At 41.0% G+C, this 19918-nt stretch carries 36 protein-coding genes; 24 read left to right on the top strand and 12 right to left on the bottom strand.

The genetic code is table 11. The features are described from left to right. Positions 1–24 precede the first annotated feature (24 nt). From P3L40_RS05530 to P3L40_RS05510, 5 genes are all read right to left on the bottom strand, one after another. Positions 25–1404, bottom strand: coding sequence for a replicative DNA helicase (locus P3L40_RS05530; protein ID WP_272693320.1), 1380 nt, complete (start codon positions 1402–1404; stop codon positions 25–27). Between the two features lies 1 nt (position 1405). Beyond that, the gene (locus P3L40_RS05525; RefSeq protein WP_272693321.1) at positions 1406–2488 is read right to left on the bottom strand and encodes a replication protein; all 1083 of its coding nucleotides are present in this window, start codon (positions 2486–2488) and stop codon (positions 1406–1408) included. Then, a complete protein-coding gene (locus P3L40_RS05520) occupies positions 2481–2606 on the bottom strand; it encodes a hypothetical protein (protein ID WP_272515429.1) in 126 nt (41 codons plus the stop codon). The genes P3L40_RS05525 and P3L40_RS05520 overlap by 8 nt, the downstream gene beginning before the upstream one ends. 71 nt (positions 2607–2677) lie before the next feature. After that, positions 2678–2995: a CII family transcriptional regulator gene (locus tag P3L40_RS05515; protein WP_272515428.1), complete on the bottom strand. Its 318-nt coding sequence runs from the start codon at positions 2993–2995 to the stop codon at positions 2678–2680. A 106-nt stretch (positions 2996–3101) separates the two neighbouring features. After that, positions 3102–3314, bottom strand: coding sequence for a transcriptional regulator (locus tag P3L40_RS05510; RefSeq protein WP_224050378.1), 213 nt, complete (start codon positions 3312–3314; stop codon positions 3102–3104). Positions 3315–3424: 110 nt separating this feature from the next. On the opposite strand from P3L40_RS05510, the gene P3L40_RS05505 reads away from it, so the two are divergent. The 24 genes from P3L40_RS05505 (at position 3425) to P3L40_RS05390 (ending at position 13686) form a co-directional block, all read left to right on the top strand. Next, positions 3425–4132 carry an XRE family transcriptional regulator gene (locus P3L40_RS05505; protein WP_272515427.1) on the top strand — a complete coding sequence of 236 codons (708 nt, stop codon included), beginning with the start codon at positions 3425–3427 and terminating at the stop codon, positions 4130–4132. Between the two features lie 347 nt (positions 4133–4479). Beyond that, a complete protein-coding gene (locus P3L40_RS05500; protein WP_238563499.1) occupies positions 4480–4686 on the top strand; it encodes a hypothetical protein in 207 nt (68 codons plus the stop codon). Positions 4687–4758: 72 nt separating this feature from the next. Continuing rightward, positions 4759–4959 carry an antirestriction Ral family protein gene (locus P3L40_RS05495; RefSeq protein WP_094963050.1) on the top strand — a complete coding sequence of 67 codons (201 nt, stop codon included), beginning with the start codon at positions 4759–4761 and terminating at the stop codon, positions 4957–4959. A gap of 382 nt (positions 4960–5341) precedes the next feature. Beyond that, positions 5342–5962 carry an Nmad5 family putative nucleotide modification protein gene (locus tag P3L40_RS05490; protein WP_272693322.1) on the top strand — a complete coding sequence of 207 codons (621 nt, stop codon included), beginning with the start codon at positions 5342–5344 and terminating at the stop codon, positions 5960–5962. 29 nt (positions 5963–5991) lie between these two features. Further along, positions 5992–6348: a hypothetical protein gene (locus tag P3L40_RS05485; RefSeq protein ID WP_272693323.1), complete on the top strand. Its 357-nt coding sequence runs from the start codon at positions 5992–5994 to the stop codon at positions 6346–6348. Next, positions 6345–6557, top strand: a complete 213-nt coding sequence (locus P3L40_RS05480) for a hypothetical protein (protein WP_129467332.1) — start codon at positions 6345–6347, stop codon at positions 6555–6557. Before P3L40_RS05485 ends, P3L40_RS05480 begins: the two co-directional genes overlap by 4 nt. Position 6558: 1 nt before the next feature. Then, positions 6559–6861 carry a hypothetical protein gene (locus P3L40_RS05475; protein ID WP_272693324.1) on the top strand — a complete coding sequence of 101 codons (303 nt, stop codon included), beginning with the start codon at positions 6559–6561 and terminating at the stop codon, positions 6859–6861. Positions 6862–6925: 64 nt separating this feature from the next. After that, positions 6926–7921, top strand: coding sequence for a cell envelope biogenesis protein TolA (locus P3L40_RS05470; RefSeq protein WP_272693325.1), 996 nt, complete (start codon positions 6926–6928; stop codon positions 7919–7921). Positions 7922–7986: 65 nt separating this feature from the next. Next, positions 7987–8142, top strand: coding sequence for a hypothetical protein (locus tag P3L40_RS05465; RefSeq protein ID WP_272693326.1), 156 nt, complete (start codon positions 7987–7989; stop codon positions 8140–8142). Then, positions 8139–8405, top strand: coding sequence for a hypothetical protein (locus tag P3L40_RS05460; RefSeq protein WP_048606419.1), 267 nt, complete (start codon positions 8139–8141; stop codon positions 8403–8405). The genes P3L40_RS05465 and P3L40_RS05460 overlap by 4 nt, the downstream gene beginning before the upstream one ends. Continuing rightward, complete coding sequence (locus P3L40_RS05455; protein ID WP_272693327.1) at positions 8402–8875, top strand: class I SAM-dependent methyltransferase; 474 nt, start codon at positions 8402–8404, stop codon at positions 8873–8875. The genes P3L40_RS05460 and P3L40_RS05455 overlap by 4 nt, the downstream gene beginning before the upstream one ends. Further along, positions 8872–9024 (top strand): hypothetical protein, encoded by a 153-nt coding sequence (locus P3L40_RS05450; protein ID WP_180312428.1) that lies wholly within the window; start codon positions 8872–8874, stop codon positions 9022–9024. The genes P3L40_RS05455 and P3L40_RS05450 overlap by 4 nt, the downstream gene beginning before the upstream one ends. Beyond that, positions 9017–9370, top strand: coding sequence for a hypothetical protein (locus tag P3L40_RS05445; RefSeq protein ID WP_272693328.1), 354 nt, complete (start codon positions 9017–9019; stop codon positions 9368–9370). Before P3L40_RS05450 ends, P3L40_RS05445 begins: the two co-directional genes overlap by 8 nt. 15 nt (positions 9371–9385) lie before the next feature. Then, positions 9386–10000, top strand: a complete 615-nt coding sequence (locus tag P3L40_RS05440) for an ERF family protein (protein WP_272693329.1) — start codon at positions 9386–9388, stop codon at positions 9998–10000. Between the two features lie 46 nt (positions 10001–10046). Next, positions 10047–10547, top strand: coding sequence for an HNH endonuclease signature motif containing protein (locus P3L40_RS05435; RefSeq protein WP_272693330.1), 501 nt, complete (start codon positions 10047–10049; stop codon positions 10545–10547). After that, positions 10547–10993, top strand: a complete 447-nt coding sequence (locus tag P3L40_RS05430; RefSeq protein ID WP_272693331.1) for a single-stranded DNA-binding protein — start codon at positions 10547–10549, stop codon at positions 10991–10993. Before P3L40_RS05435 ends, P3L40_RS05430 begins: the two co-directional genes overlap by 1 nt. Before the next feature lie 69 nt (positions 10994–11062). Next, positions 11063–11260, top strand: coding sequence for a hypothetical protein (locus P3L40_RS05425; protein WP_210853138.1), 198 nt, complete (start codon positions 11063–11065; stop codon positions 11258–11260). Positions 11261–11556: 296 nt separating this feature from the next. Further along, a complete protein-coding gene (locus tag P3L40_RS05420) occupies positions 11557–11718 on the top strand; it encodes a hypothetical protein (RefSeq protein ID WP_210853633.1) in 162 nt (53 codons plus the stop codon). Positions 11719–11728: 10 nt separating this feature from the next. Further along, entirely contained in the window at positions 11729–11968 is a 240-nt protein-coding gene (locus P3L40_RS05415) for a hypothetical protein (protein WP_144140585.1), read from the top strand. After that, the gene (locus tag P3L40_RS05410) at positions 11961–12209 is read left to right on the top strand and encodes a hypothetical protein (RefSeq protein ID WP_272693332.1); all 249 of its coding nucleotides are present in this window, start codon (positions 11961–11963) and stop codon (positions 12207–12209) included. Before P3L40_RS05415 ends, P3L40_RS05410 begins: the two co-directional genes overlap by 8 nt. 337 nt (positions 12210–12546) lie before the next feature. Further along, complete coding sequence (locus tag P3L40_RS05405) at positions 12547–13092, top strand: phage N-6-adenine-methyltransferase (RefSeq protein WP_272693333.1); 546 nt, start codon at positions 12547–12549, stop codon at positions 13090–13092. Positions 13093–13099: 7 nt separating this feature from the next. Continuing rightward, positions 13100–13294 carry a hypothetical protein gene (locus tag P3L40_RS05400; RefSeq protein ID WP_210853629.1) on the top strand — a complete coding sequence of 65 codons (195 nt, stop codon included), beginning with the start codon at positions 13100–13102 and terminating at the stop codon, positions 13292–13294. After that, positions 13266–13514: a hypothetical protein gene (locus P3L40_RS05395; protein WP_316928026.1), complete on the top strand. Its 249-nt coding sequence runs from the start codon at positions 13266–13268 to the stop codon at positions 13512–13514. Before P3L40_RS05400 ends, P3L40_RS05395 begins: the two co-directional genes overlap by 29 nt. After that, the gene (locus P3L40_RS05390) at positions 13507–13686 is read left to right on the top strand and encodes a helix-turn-helix transcriptional regulator (protein WP_272693335.1); all 180 of its coding nucleotides are present in this window, start codon (positions 13507–13509) and stop codon (positions 13684–13686) included. The genes P3L40_RS05395 and P3L40_RS05390 overlap by 8 nt, the downstream gene beginning before the upstream one ends. Here the strand turns inward: P3L40_RS05390 and P3L40_RS05385 are convergent. The 7 genes from P3L40_RS05385 to cysN form a co-directional block, all read right to left on the bottom strand. Beyond that, positions 13673–14863: a tyrosine-type recombinase/integrase gene (locus tag P3L40_RS05385; protein ID WP_272693336.1), complete on the bottom strand. Its 1191-nt coding sequence runs from the start codon at positions 14861–14863 to the stop codon at positions 13673–13675. The genes P3L40_RS05390 and P3L40_RS05385 overlap by 14 nt on opposite strands. Positions 14864–15027: 164 nt before the next feature. Beyond that, entirely contained in the window at positions 15028–16086 is a 1059-nt protein-coding gene (gene truD / locus P3L40_RS05380; protein WP_094960915.1) for a tRNA pseudouridine(13) synthase TruD, read from the bottom strand. After that, positions 16052–16564 carry a 2-C-methyl-D-erythritol 2,4-cyclodiphosphate synthase gene (gene ispF / locus P3L40_RS05375; protein WP_004260732.1) on the bottom strand — a complete coding sequence of 171 codons (513 nt, stop codon included), beginning with the start codon at positions 16562–16564 and terminating at the stop codon, positions 16052–16054. Before ispF ends, truD begins: the two co-directional genes overlap by 35 nt. 9 nt (positions 16565–16573) lie before the next feature. Then, the gene (gene ispD, locus P3L40_RS05370; protein WP_004260733.1) at positions 16574–17311 is read right to left on the bottom strand and encodes a 2-C-methyl-D-erythritol 4-phosphate cytidylyltransferase; all 738 of its coding nucleotides are present in this window, start codon (positions 17309–17311) and stop codon (positions 16574–16576) included. Positions 17312–17378: 67 nt separating this feature from the next. Next, positions 17379–17666 carry a cell division protein FtsB gene (gene ftsB / locus P3L40_RS05365; protein WP_004260736.1) on the bottom strand — a complete coding sequence of 96 codons (288 nt, stop codon included), beginning with the start codon at positions 17664–17666 and terminating at the stop codon, positions 17379–17381. 160 nt (positions 17667–17826) lie between these two features. Further along, a complete protein-coding gene (cysC, locus tag P3L40_RS05360) occupies positions 17827–18435 on the bottom strand; it encodes an adenylyl-sulfate kinase (protein ID WP_004260739.1) in 609 nt (202 codons plus the stop codon). 5 nt (positions 18436–18440) lie between these two features. Continuing rightward, positions 18441–19883 (bottom strand): sulfate adenylyltransferase subunit CysN, encoded by a 1443-nt coding sequence (cysN, locus tag P3L40_RS05355; RefSeq protein ID WP_136133950.1) that lies wholly within the window; start codon positions 19881–19883, stop codon positions 18441–18443. Between the last annotated feature and the right edge of the window lie 35 nt (positions 19884–19918).

Genomic DNA, 19918 nt, shown 5'->3' with positions numbered 1-19918 from the left:
TAGAAGTCCTTATGATTTGGTGTGTTAGCACTCGATGTCTGTGTCGCTATAGCGATCCATAAATGCCCGGCTCAAATCTGCCGTGTCTAAACCGCCGTGAGTATTAGTGAAGTAATAGGTTTTCTCTGCACCTGGTGCATGTCGTGATTTTGTGCAGATAACTTCCGTTATCCCTTTCAGTTCAGTATCCGGGTTATATTTCTCATCCCGGTAAATCATGAAAATAACATCCGCTTCTTGCTCGATAACTCCTGACTCCCTTAAGTCAGCGTTGCCAGGGCGTTTATTGGTTCTTTGCTCCAAGTTACGGTTTAATTGTGCCAGGGCGATTACCGGGCATTTAAGTTCTTTGGCCAGGTTCTTAAGCCCGGTAGCAATTTCACCTACCGACTGATTCATATTTTCCGGGTTAGTCATTTTCATCTTTTGAAGATAGTCAACGATGATCACCCCTAAACCGCCAGTTTGCTTATTCATTCTCCTGGCATCAGCCCGGATTTCATGAATACTCATTGATGGTTTGTCATTGATGTAAATTGGAGAGTCTTTAATTTCTGCTAGTGAATTAGATAGACGAGCCCAGGCTTCATCCATGTGCATTTTAGATTTCTCTTTCCCTAGAATTGACTCCTTATCAACCCGGGCATGATGAAATGCGACACGTTCGGATATTTGCCAGGATGGCATTTCAAGGCTATAGAATAAAACCGGTTTAGATTTTGCCAGACCAACCGATTTTGTGATCGTGGTGCTAAGCATTGTCTTGCCCATACCAGGACGACCGCCAATGACAATAAAATCAGTGTTGTTGAAGCCTCCGAAAGCCTGGTCAATGTCTGGCAACCCGAACTCAGTTTTATACTTCCAAATATCACCGCTGATCATCGACTCAATAATCGATAGTGACTCTTCAACCCCTGACATGATGTGCTGAGTCTCAGTAACCTGGTTATTGCTAACGTTGGATATTTCTTCCTGAATTTGCCCGGCAATATCATAAACATGGTTTACCCCGGAATCATTTATCCTGGATATCCCATCCTGAAGAATTGATATTGTTCCCCTAGCTAAAGATAGCTGTTTAACTTTCTCAACATACCCTGGCAGCATGTGGATACTAGGCAAGTCTTTGGCGCATTCAGCCAGGTATGGGAAACCGCCGCTATTTTTGCTATCACCGCATTGCTCAAGCTCACTGTTAACCATAATCAGGTCAATCTTCGCACCTGCCTGGTTCATTCGTTTCAAAGCCCGGAGAATTAATTTATTGCTAACAGCAGTAAAATCATCCTCGGATAAAGTCTCTATGGCACTTGATGCCAGGTCTGTATATTCTCCAGTGGCATTTAAAATCCCGCCAATTACTGACTTCTCAGCGTATAAATCACAAAACTTGCTGTTCATGTTAAATTCCTTTTTTACGCTCTGCATATTCGCGCTTAGCTTGCTCGTAGGTTTGCGACCACCTAGCTGGAGTTAAGATCCAATCTAGGGTTAAATACCCCTTTTCACCCAGGTTAGTGAAATGGCTTGATTGAGAAATTAGCCTAAAGCAAGTATCCATGTGCTGTATTTCTCGCCATTGACCCTTATTTGTTTTTCCATTCCAAACTGCTTCAAGGTCTTTATAAGCTGGTCTGCGAGGCGTCCATTCATGGAGCTCAATTGCTCTCTCAGGGATGTATCTATTCCAAATTTTAATCAGCTCTTCGTGTGGACAATCAACCGGGTTAATTCCTTCACGATTTTTCCATTTCAAGGCGTCAGACAAGTAACCATCGAACCTAGTCATGCGGCATAAATTCTGAGGCTTTAAATCCTTCCCTTTAGTCCAGGTCTTAACAGCCCATTTCATCACCAGTTTTATTTCGTCAGGCGTATAACATTCACCTTTTGACTTAACAGTGTTGAGAGCTTTCAAAATTGGAGCTGTAGATTGAAACTTAGAGTTGGTTAGCTGGTTGTAATAATCAAGAATTTCGAGAGCGATATTTTCCCCCTCGGGGGTAAGGGGGATATTGTCTTTATTGTCTTTTGTAATATTGTCTTTTGTGGTTGACCGTTTCGGTAAAACCTCTTTTACTGTTTTGGTAAATCTTTTCTTTACCGTTTCGGTAAATGTTTTACTCTTTTGGTCAATGTCAGTATTCCAGTCAGAAATGTCTTTATTCATTCCAACTTTTCTACCTTCCTGGATAAAGACTTTCATGCGGATTAATTGATTTTTAGCTGTTGAGCATTTGGTGCTGTCTAGCCTGGTCATCTTTTCTAACTGAGGGTTGCTTACCCAATCCATTTTTTTGTTAAAGCCGTATGTTTTCCTCCATACAGCCATGACTATAAGTAATTGGTGCTTAGTGAGCCCAGCAAGCATAATCGCATCTAAGAGCTCATTTGCTATCCTGGTGTATCCATTATCAAGATCTGCCACTGTAGGCCTCTCTTGCCGTCGTTGGTTGCTAAAATCAGCGTATGCAACGTTACTCATGCTGTTTCCCTCCAGTGACTTCCTGACGATGCTCAAGCCGTAATTTTGCATCTTCCAATGCTGACCTGAGCGCCTTAGCTCCCTGCTCTGTGACCGAGCGATTAGCCCGATCACGCATGACGTTTTTATGCACAGCGCTGTAATTAAATTTGTTTCTCATGTATAATCACTCCTGCAAATATTGATTCCTTAAAGTAGTTCTATTTGAGCCTCATCGGTTGCCGCCTTTGAGGTTTTTCTTTTTGGGTATCTGACATGCTCTAGCATCTGAATTAATGCCCTAGCCTCATCACCCTGAATAATCACATCTTGAATTGGCGCATCGAACCCTATTGCGTCTAGCAGTCTTGCTGCCTTCTCAACAAAGCCGTTCTCAGCTTGCCATCTAGTGATTTGGGATTCGTGTACACCGACAGCCTTAGCAACTTGCTTAGGTGTGGTTAAGATGATCCCTTTGCGAATACGAGCCTCAATAGCTCGCACGTTGCGTGAAATTGCGTAGTCCATTTGTTAAATTCCTTTTGACGTAGTTAGTCCGTTGCTCACGTTCCTGTGAGTTAAGTTTTCTCCCGTTTGCAAGGAGAGCGGATAAGATGTTAAAGAGCAGTTAAAACTAGTTATGTGGAAATAAAAAAGGTAAGTCAGGGCGAAGCTCGTGAGCTTTAATTGCTCCATTCGTAGCCTCTACAATTGCACTAACTCTTTCTGGGGCTACTTTTCCACCATTTAGCCACTTATGAACGGCTGGTTGAGTAACTCCGCAGATTGCTGCTAGTTTTTCCTGACTACCAACAATACCTATTGCTTTTTGTATTACCAAATTCATACAGAATCCTTCCGTAGTTATATTTCATAACCAAATATAAATCAGGTTATGGAAAAAATCAATAACTATGGTTCTTTGATTATAAATAACTTCGGTTATATGATTTATCTATGAAAACATTTGCAGAACGCTTAAAAATGGCTCTAGAAGCCAGCTCTATGTCACAAGAACAATTAGCTAAAGCTGTGGGTATATCCCAGCCAGCAGTTGCTAAGCTTGTTTCAGGAAGGGCAAAATCATCAACAAAGTCACTAGAGATGGCTATCGCTCTAGGAGTTAACCCTACATGGCTGGTTAATGGTGTGGGTCATATTCGTGATGGAGTTCCAGAGTCTAATGTTCCTAGTAAGGATCAATGGGGAAAGGTAATTCCGTGGAGTGGAAAGGATGAGCTAGAATCTGATGAGGTTGAGGTTCCATTTTTGAAAGATATAGAGTTTGCCTGCGGTGATGGCTCATATAATGAAGATGACTACAATGGATTTAAGTTAAGGTTTTCAAAGTCAACTTTACGCAAAGTTGGGGCTAACACTGATGGAACTGGTGTTCTTTGCTTCCCTGCTACAGGAGACTCAATGGAGCCTGTAATATCAGATGGGGCAACTGTTAGTGTAAACTGCAACGATAAAAGAATAGTTGATGGGAAGGTTTACGCAATAAACCAAAATGGCTGGAAAAGAATAAAACTATTAGTTAGATCATCACCAGAAAAAATTATAATTAGAAGTTACAACAAAGATGTATACCCAGATGAGGAAGTAAGCGCAGATTCAATAGAGATAATCGGTAAAGTATTCTGGGTTGCATCCTTGCTATAACCTACATCACTCAATAATCCCCTTAATAGGGGATTTTTTTTGCCTATAAATCACGAAATCAAAATTATTTTTGATTTTTTTTCATTTCTAATTCATGCATTTATAACTATATTCATATTTAATATTAATTTGGTTATTGACTGGTTATATAACTATGGTTATAGTTAACTCCATCGAAGGCAAGCAACATGAAATATACGCCTTATGCTCTTTAATAATTTAGCTTCCTCCTTGAAAACGGGAGGCCAAAGTGAAGTTAGCTTTGGGATTGGTGAACGCTACGGCGGCACGTGTGGTATTAGGCGACCACCACCAATCACCAAAGTTAACTAACTGAGGATTTTATTATGAACTCAAGACAGCGTTACAAATTACGCAGGAAAGAGAAGCGCATGGAACAGCGCAAAGAAGAATCACGGAAGGTCAATTCATTTGATGTTATGGCGCAGATAATCGTTGAGTTGAAGAAGCTCAAATCAGCACCAGACACACGCAAGCAACCACGGCTACGCAAGCCGATTATGAGTGATGGAAGTGTTACGGCAAGGGGATGAATATGGAAGACGATATCGAAGAATTCGACGAGCATCCAGACGATGACATGAGTCAATATCAGGACTATCCGTATGAATACGACTATTGACACTAGCAAATGGTGTAGCCAGTTCAAAAAATGCAAAGGCTGCAAACTTGATGCTGAATGTATGGTTAGGCCAGAGGAAATGGTTCTAGTGATGGAGGATGGATTAATTATCGATAAATGGGCGATACGCACAACTGCAATGATAGCAAGAGAGCTTGAGCAGCAGAAAAACGAGCACAGTTAACTAATTACAGTCCATCAAGGTGGGCTGTGGTGAGGTAGCTTTTTTGACAGCACGACAATAAACCAAAGGCGATAAATCGGTCTCGTCTTTACGAAAAGTACCGTCTGAATCGGAGGATTTATGTAACAAGTAAGCGGATAGACCGCATATTGAAAGCTGAAGTCATGATTCAGCCCCGAGTCGCGTAATGGCGAGCAGGTTTAGCACACCGTTGTGAGGGTTAATAAGCGAATATGCTCTGGTAAAGCAGCGTACAAGCCAAATACGCACCAGTTATTAGCGGCGATTGAGCGGCATGAACTCAAGGGCATGAGCGCGTCCACTGCGAGAGTGTGGATTATCAATAGGTTGGTGAGTTGATTAATAGACAGGAGATAGAGATATGACTCGTTTAACAAATAGCTTGAAAGAAGTTATCACGCAAAACGCATTAGAGAAATCAGGTGTTATCCAGCAGGAAAAAGAGTTAGACCTGAAATATAACAAGTTAGCTTTAGAGGTTCGCATTGAAGCGCTCGGCGGCGAAAGTAAAGCCAAAGAAATGGATGGGCTATATAGCAAGGCTGTTGAGCTTACAGAAAAACTTCGCCAATCAGTAAATGAAGACATTGGTGTTCATTACGCACTAAGACACAGACTTTACGCGTCGTTTGGTGGAATGCGACTTTGGTTGAAGTACGGTAAAAAAGAAAATGGAGATAATACTTACCTACTCACTCCATGTGATTCTAAGTGCCTGTTTGCAGCCGATCACCCATTAAGCATTAAGTTCTCAGAGCTTGAGGATGAAAAACGAAATATCACCAATAAAGTTAAAGATGTTAAATCAAATGTAACAGCAGCTTTAAACTCAGTAACTACCGTTAAGCGCCTATTAGCCATCTGGCCTGAAGCTAAAGAGCTATTGCCTAAAGATGCTGAAAAAGCATCAGTTCAATTACCCGCACTTAAAGTTGAAAAGCTAAATGAAATTATCGGATTGCCAACTGAAAAAGCGGCTTAACTTGCTATTTAGTTAATAACGGAGGGAGCATGACAATAACACTGAAAGTATATAAAGATTCGGAAGAATATGAAGAATACAGAAATGCCAGATTTCCAAAAACTGGAAACTACACTGTTGGAACTCCTGCAACCTTCGAATTCAAAGGCCACCGCTGGAAATACCAAGTAACCAGTTTCGATGATAACGGCGACTATGATTTGCTGTGGCGTCCAGATGGCAAGGATCCAGAGTTAATGGCAAGTGATGCGACATTACGCGATTACTTTGCAGCTAAATATATGGGTGGTTGCGGTGCTGACCCTCAGTCTGAATGTTACTTCATTACTGCTGATTTAGCCTACCGCATGGCAGATGCAATGTTAAAGGCTAGGAGTAATAAATGATTTCTATATCTGACTTAATTAATGAAATCGGAAGTGAAAATATATCTTTCCAGCTTTTATCAAAGACTATAACTGCTATAAAAGAAAGCACTGATAACACGACAGTCTCTTTTGTTACTGATGCTGATTTAGATGAAGAAGCTTTGGTTTTGTGGGTAGATAAAGATGTTTTTAATGAAGCATATGCAATATTAAAGGCTAGGGGGTGATATGGAATTTAAAGGAACGCCTGCGCCGTGGTTAACGGATAGAAATAATTGCCATAGCGGACATATTGCTACGGTTCATGGTTGTGAAAATAACGACTGGGTTGAAATCTGGTCTACTGATTGGCCTGAAAGTGAATCTGTACAAGAAGCAAACGCCCATCTAATCGCAGCAGCACCAGAGTTATTAGAGGCTCTGATTGAGCTAACTGAAAGTGCCAAAGAAGCTATTGATGGCTTAGGTGATTTAGCAGACGCAATAGACACAGCCAAAGCAGCAATCGCAAAAGCCCTCGGTCAGCAGTAACCCACCACTTAATCATTCATATCGCTATTAATAGTGAGGAATACGCACATAAGGAACATAGGAAATGGCAAATGAATTAGTCGTAATTGAGAAATCGACCGCACTTGAAGTATTTAAGTCATCGGATAGCGTCGAAGATATCATTCGTAAAGTAGAGCAAGAAGTTAACTCTTTTATTCCAGATGTTAGCACTGCCAAAGGTCGCAAGGAAATTGCTTCACTGGCTTACAAAGTCGCTCAATCGAAAACTTACCTTGATGGGCTCGGTAAAGACTTGGTGGCAGAGTTAAAAGAAATACCAAAGCTAATCGACGCCAATCGCCGAACTGTGCGAGAGCGTTTCGATACATTGCGCGATAAAGTTCGACAGCCATTAACTGAGTGGGAAGCCGAGCAAGAGCGAATCGAAGCAGAAAAGCAAATGTTAGCGTGGCACGAAGAAGCGCTAGAAATGAATGAGGCTTTCGGCAAGGCACTTGCTGAGCGTATCGAGTCAGACCATGAAATCGCCCTGCTCATGAATGAGAAATTCGACCGTGATTTAGCAGAAGCTAAAGCCGAAGCAGAACGCCAACGTATTGCACACGAAGAAGAGCTGAAGAAACAAGCTGCGGAACAGGCAAGATTAGCGGCCGAACAAAAAGCACAGCAAGAAATCGAAGCAGCAGCACAGCGTGAGCGTGAAGCTAAGGAAGCCGCCGAGCGCGCCGAGCGTGAAAAGCAGGAAGCTATTCAACGTGCAGAGCAGTCAGCTAAAGAAGCCAAGGAAAAGGCTGAACGTGATGCCAAAGAAGCTCAGGAGCGAGCCGAGCGCGAGAAACAATTAGCTATCGAAGCTGAACGCAAGAAAGCTCATGAAGCTGAACAAGCGCGACTGGCAGAAGAAGAACGCAAGCGTAAGGAAGATGCGAAGCGTCAAGAAGATAAAGAACATCGCCGTGTATTTAATCAAGAGGCATTGAAAGCCTTAGTCAGTAACGGATTTGACGAAAAATTAGCAACTGAATTTATTAAGCTAGTTGCAAGTAACCAAATCCCCCACATGACAATGAATTACTAATACCCACCGCACCAACCCAGAACCTAAATAACAATCGCTATCAATCGATAAGTGATGGATTTCTTATGCCAAAAATTAACGAATTAAAACGTCAGGAACTCAGCTATCGACTGAATAGCGAGAGCTTCAAGGATGAAGTTAAAAACAAAATTAAGTGGGACTGGGTGGCTGTTGTTGTCGCCCTACTTGCCTTCATAACACTGATACCGAGGTGGATATGACATTGCACATAAATACAAAAGGCTATTACCCGTCAATAACGTTTGATAAAGACTTCAGGTTATCAATTGAAAACCATGAAGTGCAAAAAATAGAGGGAGATACGGACGCTCTCTTTACTGCAATGGATGCACCGATTGAGGAGATAGTTGATTTCCTCTTAAAGCATGAATGGACTGATGCGCTTATGGAAGAGTACATCACCAGAGGGAAAGGAAGCCTAATATTTTCGGCAGTAGCCAAGTTAAGTAAGGACGCGGCATGAAACAGATACTAGATATGTGCTGCGGTAGTCGTATGTTTTGGTTTGACAGGAAAGACAACAGAGCAATTTACAGTGATATAAGGGTAGAAAAACACATTCTATGTGATGGCAGGAAGCTAAATATAACACCAGATATTATCGCTGATTTTAAAAGCCTACCTTTCCCTGATAACTCATTCCATCAAGTTGTATTCGACCCACCTCACTTAATTCGCGCTGGCCACAATGGTTGGATGTTTAAAAAGTACGGTCGATTAAATAAAGAATCGTGGAAAGAGGATTTAGCCAAGGGGTTTAGTGAAGCATTTCGAGTGTTACGACCAAATGGAACATTAGCCTTCAAATGGAATGAAACTCAAATCCCAACAAAGCAAGTATTAGCTCTTACTGACTATAAACCAACGATAGTTCAGCGCGTCGGCAAGAACGATAAGACTCACTGGATATTATTCATTAAGGACGCAGCATGAGAATTTCAGAGTATGAACTCAAGCAAAGGCAGGATGCCGAGAAGCGACGCAGGGAGCGTGAGGAAGAAGCTGAATACTATCGCATGGAAAGCCTTGGTATTCAGCCTCAATCAGTGCCAACAGGCTGGCTAAGGGGAGAATATGGGTAAGTATTTAATACCTGCATTCCCTAGCCATAAAAGCAAGGATGCTGCCCTGAAATATGCTTTATCAATGATTGATGAAGATATCGAAAGGCGAAGAGTGCGTGACCTAACGGGCAATGAAATTCAACCAGTTGAAAGGATTTCAACACTAGAATTAGCTCATGCCGCACTAGTTAAAAGTCAAAACTTAGAAATGTCCCAATTCTACCCTCCTCTACCTGAACACATTAAAGCGCAACGAAGACAGGCTGACTTGGAGCGATACGCAAGGCATTTATTCAAAGATAACTTTGACCCTTATCGTGGCGTCACAGAGTTGCCATTAGGTGGTAGGGTTGTGGGTGACTAATTTTCGGAGGTAATTATGAGTGAGGTATACAAAGCAATAAGTAATGTTGCCAAGGAGCTGGCAGAAAAAGGCATTAGCAAGGAAAAACCCAAAGGCGGCGGTGTAAATTATGCGTTTAGGGGTATTGATGCGGTTTATAACGCCTTAGCTCCTGCATTAGTTAAGCACGGATTACTTATCTTAACTCGCTGTACTGAGCGGTCGGTATGTGAACGCCTTAGCCAAAAAGGAACTCCATTATTTTACGTAACCGTCAAAGCTGAGTTTGATTTTGTATCTGTCACGGATGGCAGCAAACACACAGTCATGACTTATGGTGAAGCTATGGATAGCGGAGATAAGGCCACAAACAAAGCAATGTCTATTGCATATAAATACGCAGCCTTTCAAGCGTTTTGCATACCGACAGAGGAAACAGCGGTTGATGCTGACGCAGAGGTGCATAACGTAGCACCGAGAACACCAGAGCAAATATTAAGTGATTACACAGGCTTTTTGCATGAAGCAACTAGCGAACTTGCGATCACAAATGAGTACAAAAAAGTATGGAATGAATTAAGCGGCACTCACCAAGAAGAGTGTAAGCGATTAACTGGAATAAGAATTAGCGAACTTAAAAAGGCAGCGTAAATGGCAAGTAAAGGTGTAAACAAGGTCATACTTATTGGCGGTGACTATGGATGAAGCTGAACTATACCTCTCAGGAATGAGCATAACAGAAATCAGTAATAAAACTGGAATTCCACTATCAACAATTCGATTCAGATTAAAAAAGAAAAACATACTCAGAAGTAGAGTCGATGCCATAAGGCTAGCATCATCGCAAGGAAGGCTCGGCAAGGGACTCCTAGGAAAGAAAAGAACATTCACCAAAGAATGGAAGGAAAATATATCTAAAGGCAGGTCTGGTATAGGAAAAGGATTCTCACTAAAACCTAGCGGATATATTGAAATAACTATGGGCGAAAACAAAGGAAGGTCAGCCCACGTTGTAATTATGGAAAAAATAATAGGGAGAAAGCTAATGCCGAATGAGTGCGTTCATCACATAGACCACAATAGAAGTAATAACTCACCAGAAAACCTTCAATTAATGACCAGAGAATCACACGCAAGGCATCACGCTTTGGAGAACATTAAAAACAGAAAAAGAGACCACAACGGGAGATTAAAATAATGGCAAGTCGTGGAGTTTGTAAGGTAATTCTCATTGGTCACTTAGGCCAAGACCCTGAAATTCGCTATATGCCAAATGGTGGTGCAGTAGCAAATATCACACTAGCCACATCGGAATCGTGGCGTGATAAGCAATCGGGTGAAATGCGCGAAAAAACAGAATGGCATCGTGTGGTAATTTTCGGCAAGTTAGCTGAAGTTGCAGGTGAATATCTGAAAAAAGGAAGTCAGGTATACATCGAAGGCTCTCTGCAAACCAGAAAATGGACAGACCAAAGCGGGCAAGACCGATACACAACAGAAGTCGTTGTGAATATCGGCGGCTCTATGCAAATGTTAGGTGGCAACAATCAGGCAGGAAGCCCGAAACCACAACAATCAAATAAACCACAGGCACCGAGTTATAACGAGCCGCCAATGAATTTTGATGAAGAACCACCATTCTAGCAACCCTTCCCGCTATTTATGTGATTTAACCAAAGGATATATTTGCAAGGATGCAAACAGGAGATAGATATGAAATTAAATAGCTATATTGATATCGAATTTGAAGGCGAAGCAAAAGAAATAAGAATGGGAAGATTTAGTGATGTTCTGGAAATCGGAGAAAACACAGAAAACCCTAACTTTGATTACATAAACATCCCAAACCAATATGCCAGACCATTAATTCGTGAACTGGTAAAGCTATATCCAGACTGGGATAAGGATTAATTTAACTCGTAGGGATGCAATGAATAAAAAAGCCGCCACAGAGAGGACGGCAAGGGGACGTGCAGGAATGAAACTTATAATTTATCTGTGTATGCAGTTTAAGAATAGTTAAGGCATGGAATTTAGCAAGGAAGCTAGATAAAAAAATGCCGACACAGGGAGGTCGGCAAAAGTTACACAGCTTGTAACTACTCTTTCGGGCTTAAGTGTAGAAGGTAAATAAGTGTTTGCCATGAAACGTTTTAATCCTAGCGATTAAATAGATGCAATAAAGAGGAATGAATATGAGTAAGTAGATGCTTCTATATGCAAGAACGAACAACCAAGGTTCAACGTGTAGCACTGATATTGGTTATACAGAATCAGAATGGGCGAAATTATCTGAAGATGAGAGGTTGGAAATTATAGCTGAATTTACGGGTGATGTAGTCGATTTATGGGTACAGCCAGAGGAATAAAGGTGGAGTGATGGATAAATCAAGGCAGCAATTTGAAGCTTTTATAAATGATGGCGGCTTTCCTTGGTTAAAAGCGTCCATTCCGATTATGTGGATGGTATGGAAAGCATCACGCGAGAGTTTGGAGATTGAATTAACAAGCGAATCAACTTCAATTAATCCGTGTGGTTTCAATAATGGTTATAACGATGCTATTTCACATTGCAAGAAAATATTAATCAGCAACGGAGTGAAAATAAAAAATGAATGATGAATATAACAGACAGCAAATGAAGCTCGGTGTTTTATATGCAAGAAATCATTTAATAAGCGTATACAGAGCTAACTTTATTGAATGTGACGAATCTCAATTCGCAATGTTTATGAATACATTAACTCATATTGCAAATGAATCTATCGATATTGAATTAATGATGAGTGATGTGTTGACTTGTAATAATGAAGCTGAGAGTTGGATTAAAGAAACTTTAATTAAATATTCAAATAAATAACCATGAAAATAATCGGATATGTATTGCTCATGCTAATACAGGGTTCTGCTGTGCCTGTTACAGAGCAAATATACACACAGCAAGAATGCGAGAGCCGTGCTATGCAGATAATGCAGGTGCGGAAGGTTGAGATAGTTTGTGGGGAGGTTATTAATGAGAGTTACTTTAACTTTAAATAAACCAAACAATACGGGGTTATTAATATTCGCAAGCCAATGTATAGCTTATTTTATTGATAAAGGACACAAGGATTGCGCCTATACAAGACCGAAAATGAAAGTGTGGGTTAAACGAAATAAGCTAGGTAATATTTCAGCTCAAGCGCATAGGTTGTGACATGAAATCTGATTATGGAGGCAGCCACACACCAAAGGAATTGCGTGATAGATGGCAAACTCCCCTACCCTTATTCACAGCATTGGACGCTGAATTCGGTTTCTATTTAGATGCCGCCGCCGATAAAAATAACCATCTTTGTGCTCATTACCTCACCGAAAAAGACGACTCGTTAAATTGCGATTGGGAAAGTTATGGGGCTATATTCTGTAATCCCCCGTACAGTGAAATTCAGCCATGGATTAATAAAGCCGCTGAGCAATGTAAAAAGCAATTACAACCAATAGTGATGTTAATTCCTAATGATACATCAGTAGGCTGGTTTAATTCTGCACTGGAAACAGTTGATGAGGTTAGATTAATTACAGGAGGAAGAATATCTTTTATTAATGCAGGAACAAACAAACCAGTTAACGGAAATAATAAAGGCTCAATGCTTTTAATATGGCGACCTTACATTAAACCACGAAAGATAATTAGCACTGTCGATAGAGACGAATTAATGAATATCGGCAATCGAATATTAAATGAATGGAAAATAGCATAGGTGAATTATGGATATTATTGACTCAGCAAACGAACTAGAACAATTACACATTCAAGCCGCATTATCAAATCGCCAGCCAGTAATTAAATCAATAAACGGAATGTGCATCTGGTGCGAAGAGTTGCCAGCAGCACCAAATAGCGCATATTGCTGCAAAGATTGCGGAGATGATGATGCTCAATATAAAAGAAAGAATGGATGATGTGGTAAGAGAAAATGGATTAAGAGGAGTTGCAAAGGAATGTAAGCAAGAATTAGAAAATAACAAGCCGCTTAATGATGTAAAACGAAAGTCAATTCTCAGTAAGTACCTAAATAAATTCACCACTTGGCTATCGCCAGACCAATTAAATAAAACGACCGTAAATATATGGCTTAGTGTTTATGTTGAAAAGTTACATAAGGAAGAAAAACATGGATAATAGATATTTAGATATGCGTGGAGTTGAAGAGTTAACTGGATATAAAAAATCATATATCTACAGGGAGATTAAACACGGCAGGTTCCCAAGACAAGTTAAAAACGGCTCATCTTCTAGATGGCCTGCCGAGCAAGTTATTCAGTGGCTTAACACTAAGTTTACCCATCAATGATAGACAGTAATTCAGACTCCCAAAACTCCATCATTTTCCGCCTTTCATCTAAATATTCAGCATGGTTGTACGCAGCAATAGTTCTATTCTGTTCTGCGTGCGCCAATTGCTTCTCTATCACCTCAGTTCTAAATCCTGCCTCATATAGACGTGTCGAAGCTGTCGCCCTGAAGTCATGACACGTCAATTCACCAGAACCAAACCCAAGATAAGTAATAGCTCTATTTAACGTTGTGTAGCTCAGTGACTTTGCACTATTGATAATACTTGGAAATACTAGCCCGTTAACATTGTTACCAAATGCCGCTTTCAGCTTAATGAATTCATTAGTGATATTATCAGTCAAAGGTACGCTGTGCGGCCTACCCATTTTCATTCGTTCTTTTTTTATCACCCATAAATTATTATCTAGGTCAAACTCGTCCCATGTGGCATTTCTTAATTCAGCCTGACGAACAAATAAAAACGGAAGTAAATACAAGGCGGATTTTGTTTGCAGATAAACCCTGCTTTTATTTAAATTATCAAAATACTTCTTCAGGTTATCATTGCTTATATTCTTAGAGTGAGTTGTATTGGGTGTAATTATTGCACCTTTTAACAAAGCAGCCGGATCACTTTCTGCTCTGAGCGTAGAAGCTGCATAGCAAAAAATAGATGAGCACCACTGCCTAACCTTTAAAGCTGTTGACGCAGAACCTCTATTCTCCATGTTTTTCATTACTAACAGGATATCATTAGGAGTAACTTCTTTAATTGGCTTATGTCCAAATGCAGGGAAGCAATCCCTCTCCAAGTATTCCCTAACCTGCTTTTTTGTCCCCTCCTTCCAAGTAATGGATTTCTTATCCATCCACTCCTCAGCAATAAACATAAATGTATTTTTGCTTTCAAGTTCAATCTGGTGTTGCTGGTTTTTCTTTTCAGTTGTCGGATTAAGCCCTTTCCTAGCAATACTTTTAGCCCAATCTCTTTCTTTTCTCGCTTCTGATAATGAAACGAACGGATATTCGCCGATGGTGTAACGACCATCTTTTGATGAGGAAAGCCAAAACCTATAACGCCAGAATTTACTACCGCTTGGCCTAACTTCAATATACAGGCCATCACTATCAGCTACGTTATACGCTTTGTCTTTTGGTTTGAGGGATTTTATCTTTGTATCAGTAAGAGCCATGACAGGACAACCTCAGGATAAGATTAAGTTGTCCTGTAAGTTGTCCTGTTTTTTCATGGATGTCAATGGATAGATATGGAAATCTATGGAAAACTAAACCCATCTATCATTGAGTTAAATAAACTTCGTGGAAACCAATGGATGCCTATGGATAAAGATTATCATTACTCAATAAAATCTTTAGCATCGACATTATCCTGCCCATTTTGATTAATAATTTCTCTCACAACACTGGTTGCAAAACAACCCGAGTTTAAGAAAAAATTCAGTTTTACCGTCGAGTCATCCAACCATTCCCACTGTAAATTTTGTGGTTTAACAACTACCGCCCGTCTAGCTGAAGAAACTCGTTCGCGCTGCATTAAAGAGATAAAGGGTTGATAATCCACTAAACACTGGGTTTCAAATGCCAGTGCTTCATCCTGAGTTCCCAATTCCCCATCACCCGGTAATGGCGCTGTAATACTTAACTCGTTGGACTCCAAGCGTGGTTGCAATGTAGCAAATTCATCTTGTGTCGCGACAAACCAACTCCCTCTGCCGGTTAATTGCAGCGCATCTCCCAGCATTACGTGTTGAGCAGTATTATTTGCAATACGTTCGCTTGCCACATGATTAAACATTGCACTACGTGCAGCAGAAAGATAAAAACTGCGCTTGTTGCGTTCACGTACGTTGATTTCTTGGTTTGCCCAACGCAACGCTTGCGTTAAATTTTGCCCATCGCGCCCAAAACGTTGTTCACCGAAGTAATTAGGCACCCCTGATAATGCAACTTTCTGTAAACGTTGCTCAACGTCTTTTGCATCTGAAATATCACGCAAGGTTATTTCGAACTGGTTTCCTTTCAAGGAACCAATACGTAATTTGCGTTTTTGCCGAGTGACAGCCAGTATTCGGCAGCCTTCGAGTTGCCAAGTCGAAAAAACAGGTGTTTCTTTACCTGGCATTTGCAGGCAAAACCACTGCTCCGTTACTGCATGCCTATCTTTTAAACCTGCGTAACTGACCGCTCTCGCTGAAATTTTAGCAAATTTTGCTAGTTGTTCAGCAACAAACACCGTATTGCAGCCTGTTTTTTCCACACGAACCATAACATGTTCGCCTTCGCCATCTAGCTCAAAGCCTAAATCTTCTTTGACGATAAAATCTTCTGGGACACTTTTTAATGTGCCAGAAGACAATGGCTTACCATGCAGGTACTGAACATTCATTACTTTCATTACTATTATCTTTTATTAAAAGAACAACTGCAGCACAGGCAATGCCTTCTTTACGCCCCACAAAACCTAATTGCTCGGTTGTGGTCGCTTTCGCATTGACATCATCCATGTGGCACTCAAGGTCTTCGGCAATATTCACTCGCATTTGCGCGATATGTGGCAACATTTTTGGTGCCTGTGCCATGATGGTAATATCAATGTTACCAATGCGATACCCTTTGGCACGCACATGGCAAAACGCGTCTCTCAATAAGACTCGGCTATCCGCCCCTTTATATGCTGGGTCAGTATCAGGGAATAATTTACCAATATCCCCTAATGCAGCAGCGCCGAGAATTGCATCAGTTAACGCATGCAATACCACATCACCGTCAGAGTGCGCGAGCAAACCTTGTTCATAAGGGATACGCACACCACCAATGATAATAGGGCCTTCGCCACCAAATTTGTGTACGTCAAAACCGTGTCCGATTCTCATTTTTTTTCCTTAATTGTTCATTCTTGAAAGATAAAATTCCGCTAAAGTGAGGTCTTCTGGGCGCGTCACTTTTAAATTATCAGCGCGGCCAGCAACTAACACTGGTTGGTGGCCGCAATACTCTAGTGCAGAAGCTTCATCTGTGATCACAGCGTTTTCTTTCAAGGCCTTACTTAGACAGTCCCGTAATAATGTTAACGGAAAAAATTGTGGTGTGAGCGCATGCCATAACGCTTCACGTTCAACAGTGTGGTCAATTAATTGACTCGCTATTGAGCTGCGTTTCATGGTGTCGCGTACGGGGGCTGCGAGGATCCCACCACAACAATTTTTTTCCGCTGCTAATTGAATAATTTCATTTAAATCTGATTGATGGAGGCAGGGACGCGCCGCATCATGCACTAATACCCAGCAATCTGAAAAATTGGGGTTAGTGATTAAAAAATCCAGACCTGCTAATACTGAATCAGCACGTTCTTTGCCACCAATAACCGTCGTTACTCGTGGGTCATTAGAAATTGCAAGCTGCTGAAAATAATCATCTTCTGCACTCAAAGCAACCACAATCTCTTGCACTTTATCATTTTCGAGCAATGCGCTTATGGTATGTTCAATGATCGTTTTACCTGCAACCTGCAAATATTGTTTTGGGCACTCGGCATTCATACGGCTACCTACCCCAGCAGCAGGAATCAGTGCAACAATTTGAGGGAGATTGTTTTCTGGGGCATGGTTTGGATTTGTCATTGTTGAATTCTTACATCAGAAATTATCAGGCTAATGGGTATACTATTTTGACATCATTTTATTATGTCTATTTCTGGTTATTACTTTCTTTAACCATCCGATAAAATGATTCCCCTGGTTTGATCATCCCAAGCTCAGTTCGAGCTCGTTCTTCAATCGCATCTTGGCCATCATTTAAGTCGTTGATTTCAGCGAATAGCTGTTCATTACGCATTTTTAAACGCGAATTTACAATTTCCTGAGCGGCGACATCATCTTTGACTTGTACGTAGTCGTGTATGCCATTTTTGCCTAACCATAAGGAATACTGTAACCAAGCTAATATCGCAATTAATAGTAGCGTTAATTTACCCATCTTGCCCCCTGAAATGATTTGCTAATCATCCCATAACTCAACGATTGACGCCACTGTGATACTGAAATTGTGATAAAAAGTCAGATTAAGTCGGGTTTGAATACGCAAAATACCGCCTTATTTTACCATCGAATAAAATAAAGGAGGTATTTTAGCTGTATTAATAATCTAGCTGAATGACATGATTGCGCAATAAAAGCGCAATGATTTGGGAAAGAGAATCCGAAATAGGTTGTTGACCATCCAGATGCAGCTCAGGATGTTGTGGTACTTCATAAGGGGAATCAATCCCAGTAAATTGTTTTATTTTACCTTCTCGTGCTTGTTGATATAACCCCTTAGGGTCTCTCTGTTCACAAACATTTACGGGGGTATCCACATACAACTCAAAAAATTGCTCGGGTTCAAACAAGTCACGAACTTTCTGTCTATCCGATTGGAAAGGTGAGATAAAGGCAGTCGCAACAATTAACCCCGCATCGACCATTAACTTAGCCACCTCTCCCACTCGACGGATATTTTCTTGTCTATCAGCCTCACTAAATCCTAAATCACGGCATAAACCATGGCGAATATTATCGCCATCCAACAAGTAGGTTTTCATTCCCATGGACGTAAGTTGGTTCTCTATTGCCCCCGCTAATGTTGATTTCCCAGAACCTGATAACCCGGTGAACCACAACACAGCACCTTTATGGCCATTATTACTTTCGCGTAATTGGCGAGTTACCGCGTGTTGGTGCCAAACAATATGGTTTTCTTTTGTCATCCGTATTATTTCCCACCTAAAACATCACGTGCACCCCAATGTGGGAAATGGCGGCGGACTAATTTGTTTAGCTCTATTTCAAATTCACTAAAATTACTATTTTTTTCAAAGACAGGGGCTTGTGTTTCGCGGACTAAACCCGCTCCGACGGTCACATTTGTTAATCTATCAATAAAAATCATTCCGCCAGTGTCTGAATTGCGTTGATAGTTTTCCAGTAACAATGGTTCATCAAAGGAAAATTCGACTAAACCAATACCATTCAATGGCAGCTCTGTCGCCACTTTCTGCGTTAAATTATTGATATCTACTTGATATTGAATATTTTCTACTTTTGCCCGACTGCGTTTTCCCGCAATTTTAATATCAAGTTGTTGGCCTTGAACTAGCGGCTGTTCAGACATCCACACGACATCGACAGAGGCATGCTGTGTGCTTTGTAAGGTTTCATCTTGTGCAACAATTAAGTCGCCACGACTGATATCAATTTCATCCTCAAGCACTAATGTAATTGCTTCCCCCGGCACAGCGAAATCTTGTAACCCTGAAAATGTCACAATTTCTTTGATTGCTGAGATGGCGCCAGAGGGCAACACTTTAACCTTTTGCCCCACTTCCACGACACCTGATGATAATGTCCCGCTGTATCCGCGAAAGTCCAAATTTGGGCGGTTCACATATTGCACAGGGAAACGCAAAGCTTGCTCCGAGGCTTTTTGTTCCACTTGAACATTTTCCAATATCGATAATAGCGTATCACCTTGATACCATTTCAAATTATCACTTGAATTTACAATGTTATCGCCATCTAGGGCAGAGATAGGTACAAACCATACCTTTAAATCCACAGGCAATTCCATCGCAAACTTTTGGTAATCTTGTTTTATTTTTTCAAAAATGGCTTCACTGTAATCCACCAGATCCATTTTATTGACGGCAACAATAAGATGGCGAATCCCAAGCAATGTACTAATAAAACTATGTCGACGTGTTTGCTCCTGTACCCCTTTTCGAGCATCGATCAACAAAATAGAAAGTGAGCAAGTTGATGCCCCTGTCGCCATATTGCGCGTATATTGTTCATGACCGGGAGTGTCCGCAATAATAAATTTGCGTTTTTCTGTTGAAAAATAACGATAAGCCACATCGATTGTGATCCCCTGCTCACGTTCAGCAGCAAGGCCATCCACCAGCAAAGCAAGGTCAAGCTTTTCCCCTTGAGTCCCTATCCGCTTACTGTCACTTTGCAAAGTTGACAGCTGATCTTGGTATATTTGGCGGGTATCATGCAGTAAACGGCCGATTAAGGTACTTTTACCATCATCCACATTCCCACAGGTTAAAAAACGCAATAATCCTTTTTGTTGCTGCGCCAATAAGTAAGGTTCTACCCCACCTTGCTGTTCGATTTGATGAGCGATTGATTCATTATAAACGGCTTGTGCCATGATTTTTCTCCTGACTTTGCGTATTCACCTTGCCC

This window comes from Providencia sp. PROV040, from assembly GCF_032706145.1.
Classification (GTDB): Bacteria; Pseudomonadota; Gammaproteobacteria; order Enterobacterales; family Enterobacteriaceae; genus Providencia; species Providencia hangzhouensis.
Note: the sequence above shows the minus strand (reverse complement) of the source record. Positions and strands in the feature narration are given on the sequence as shown.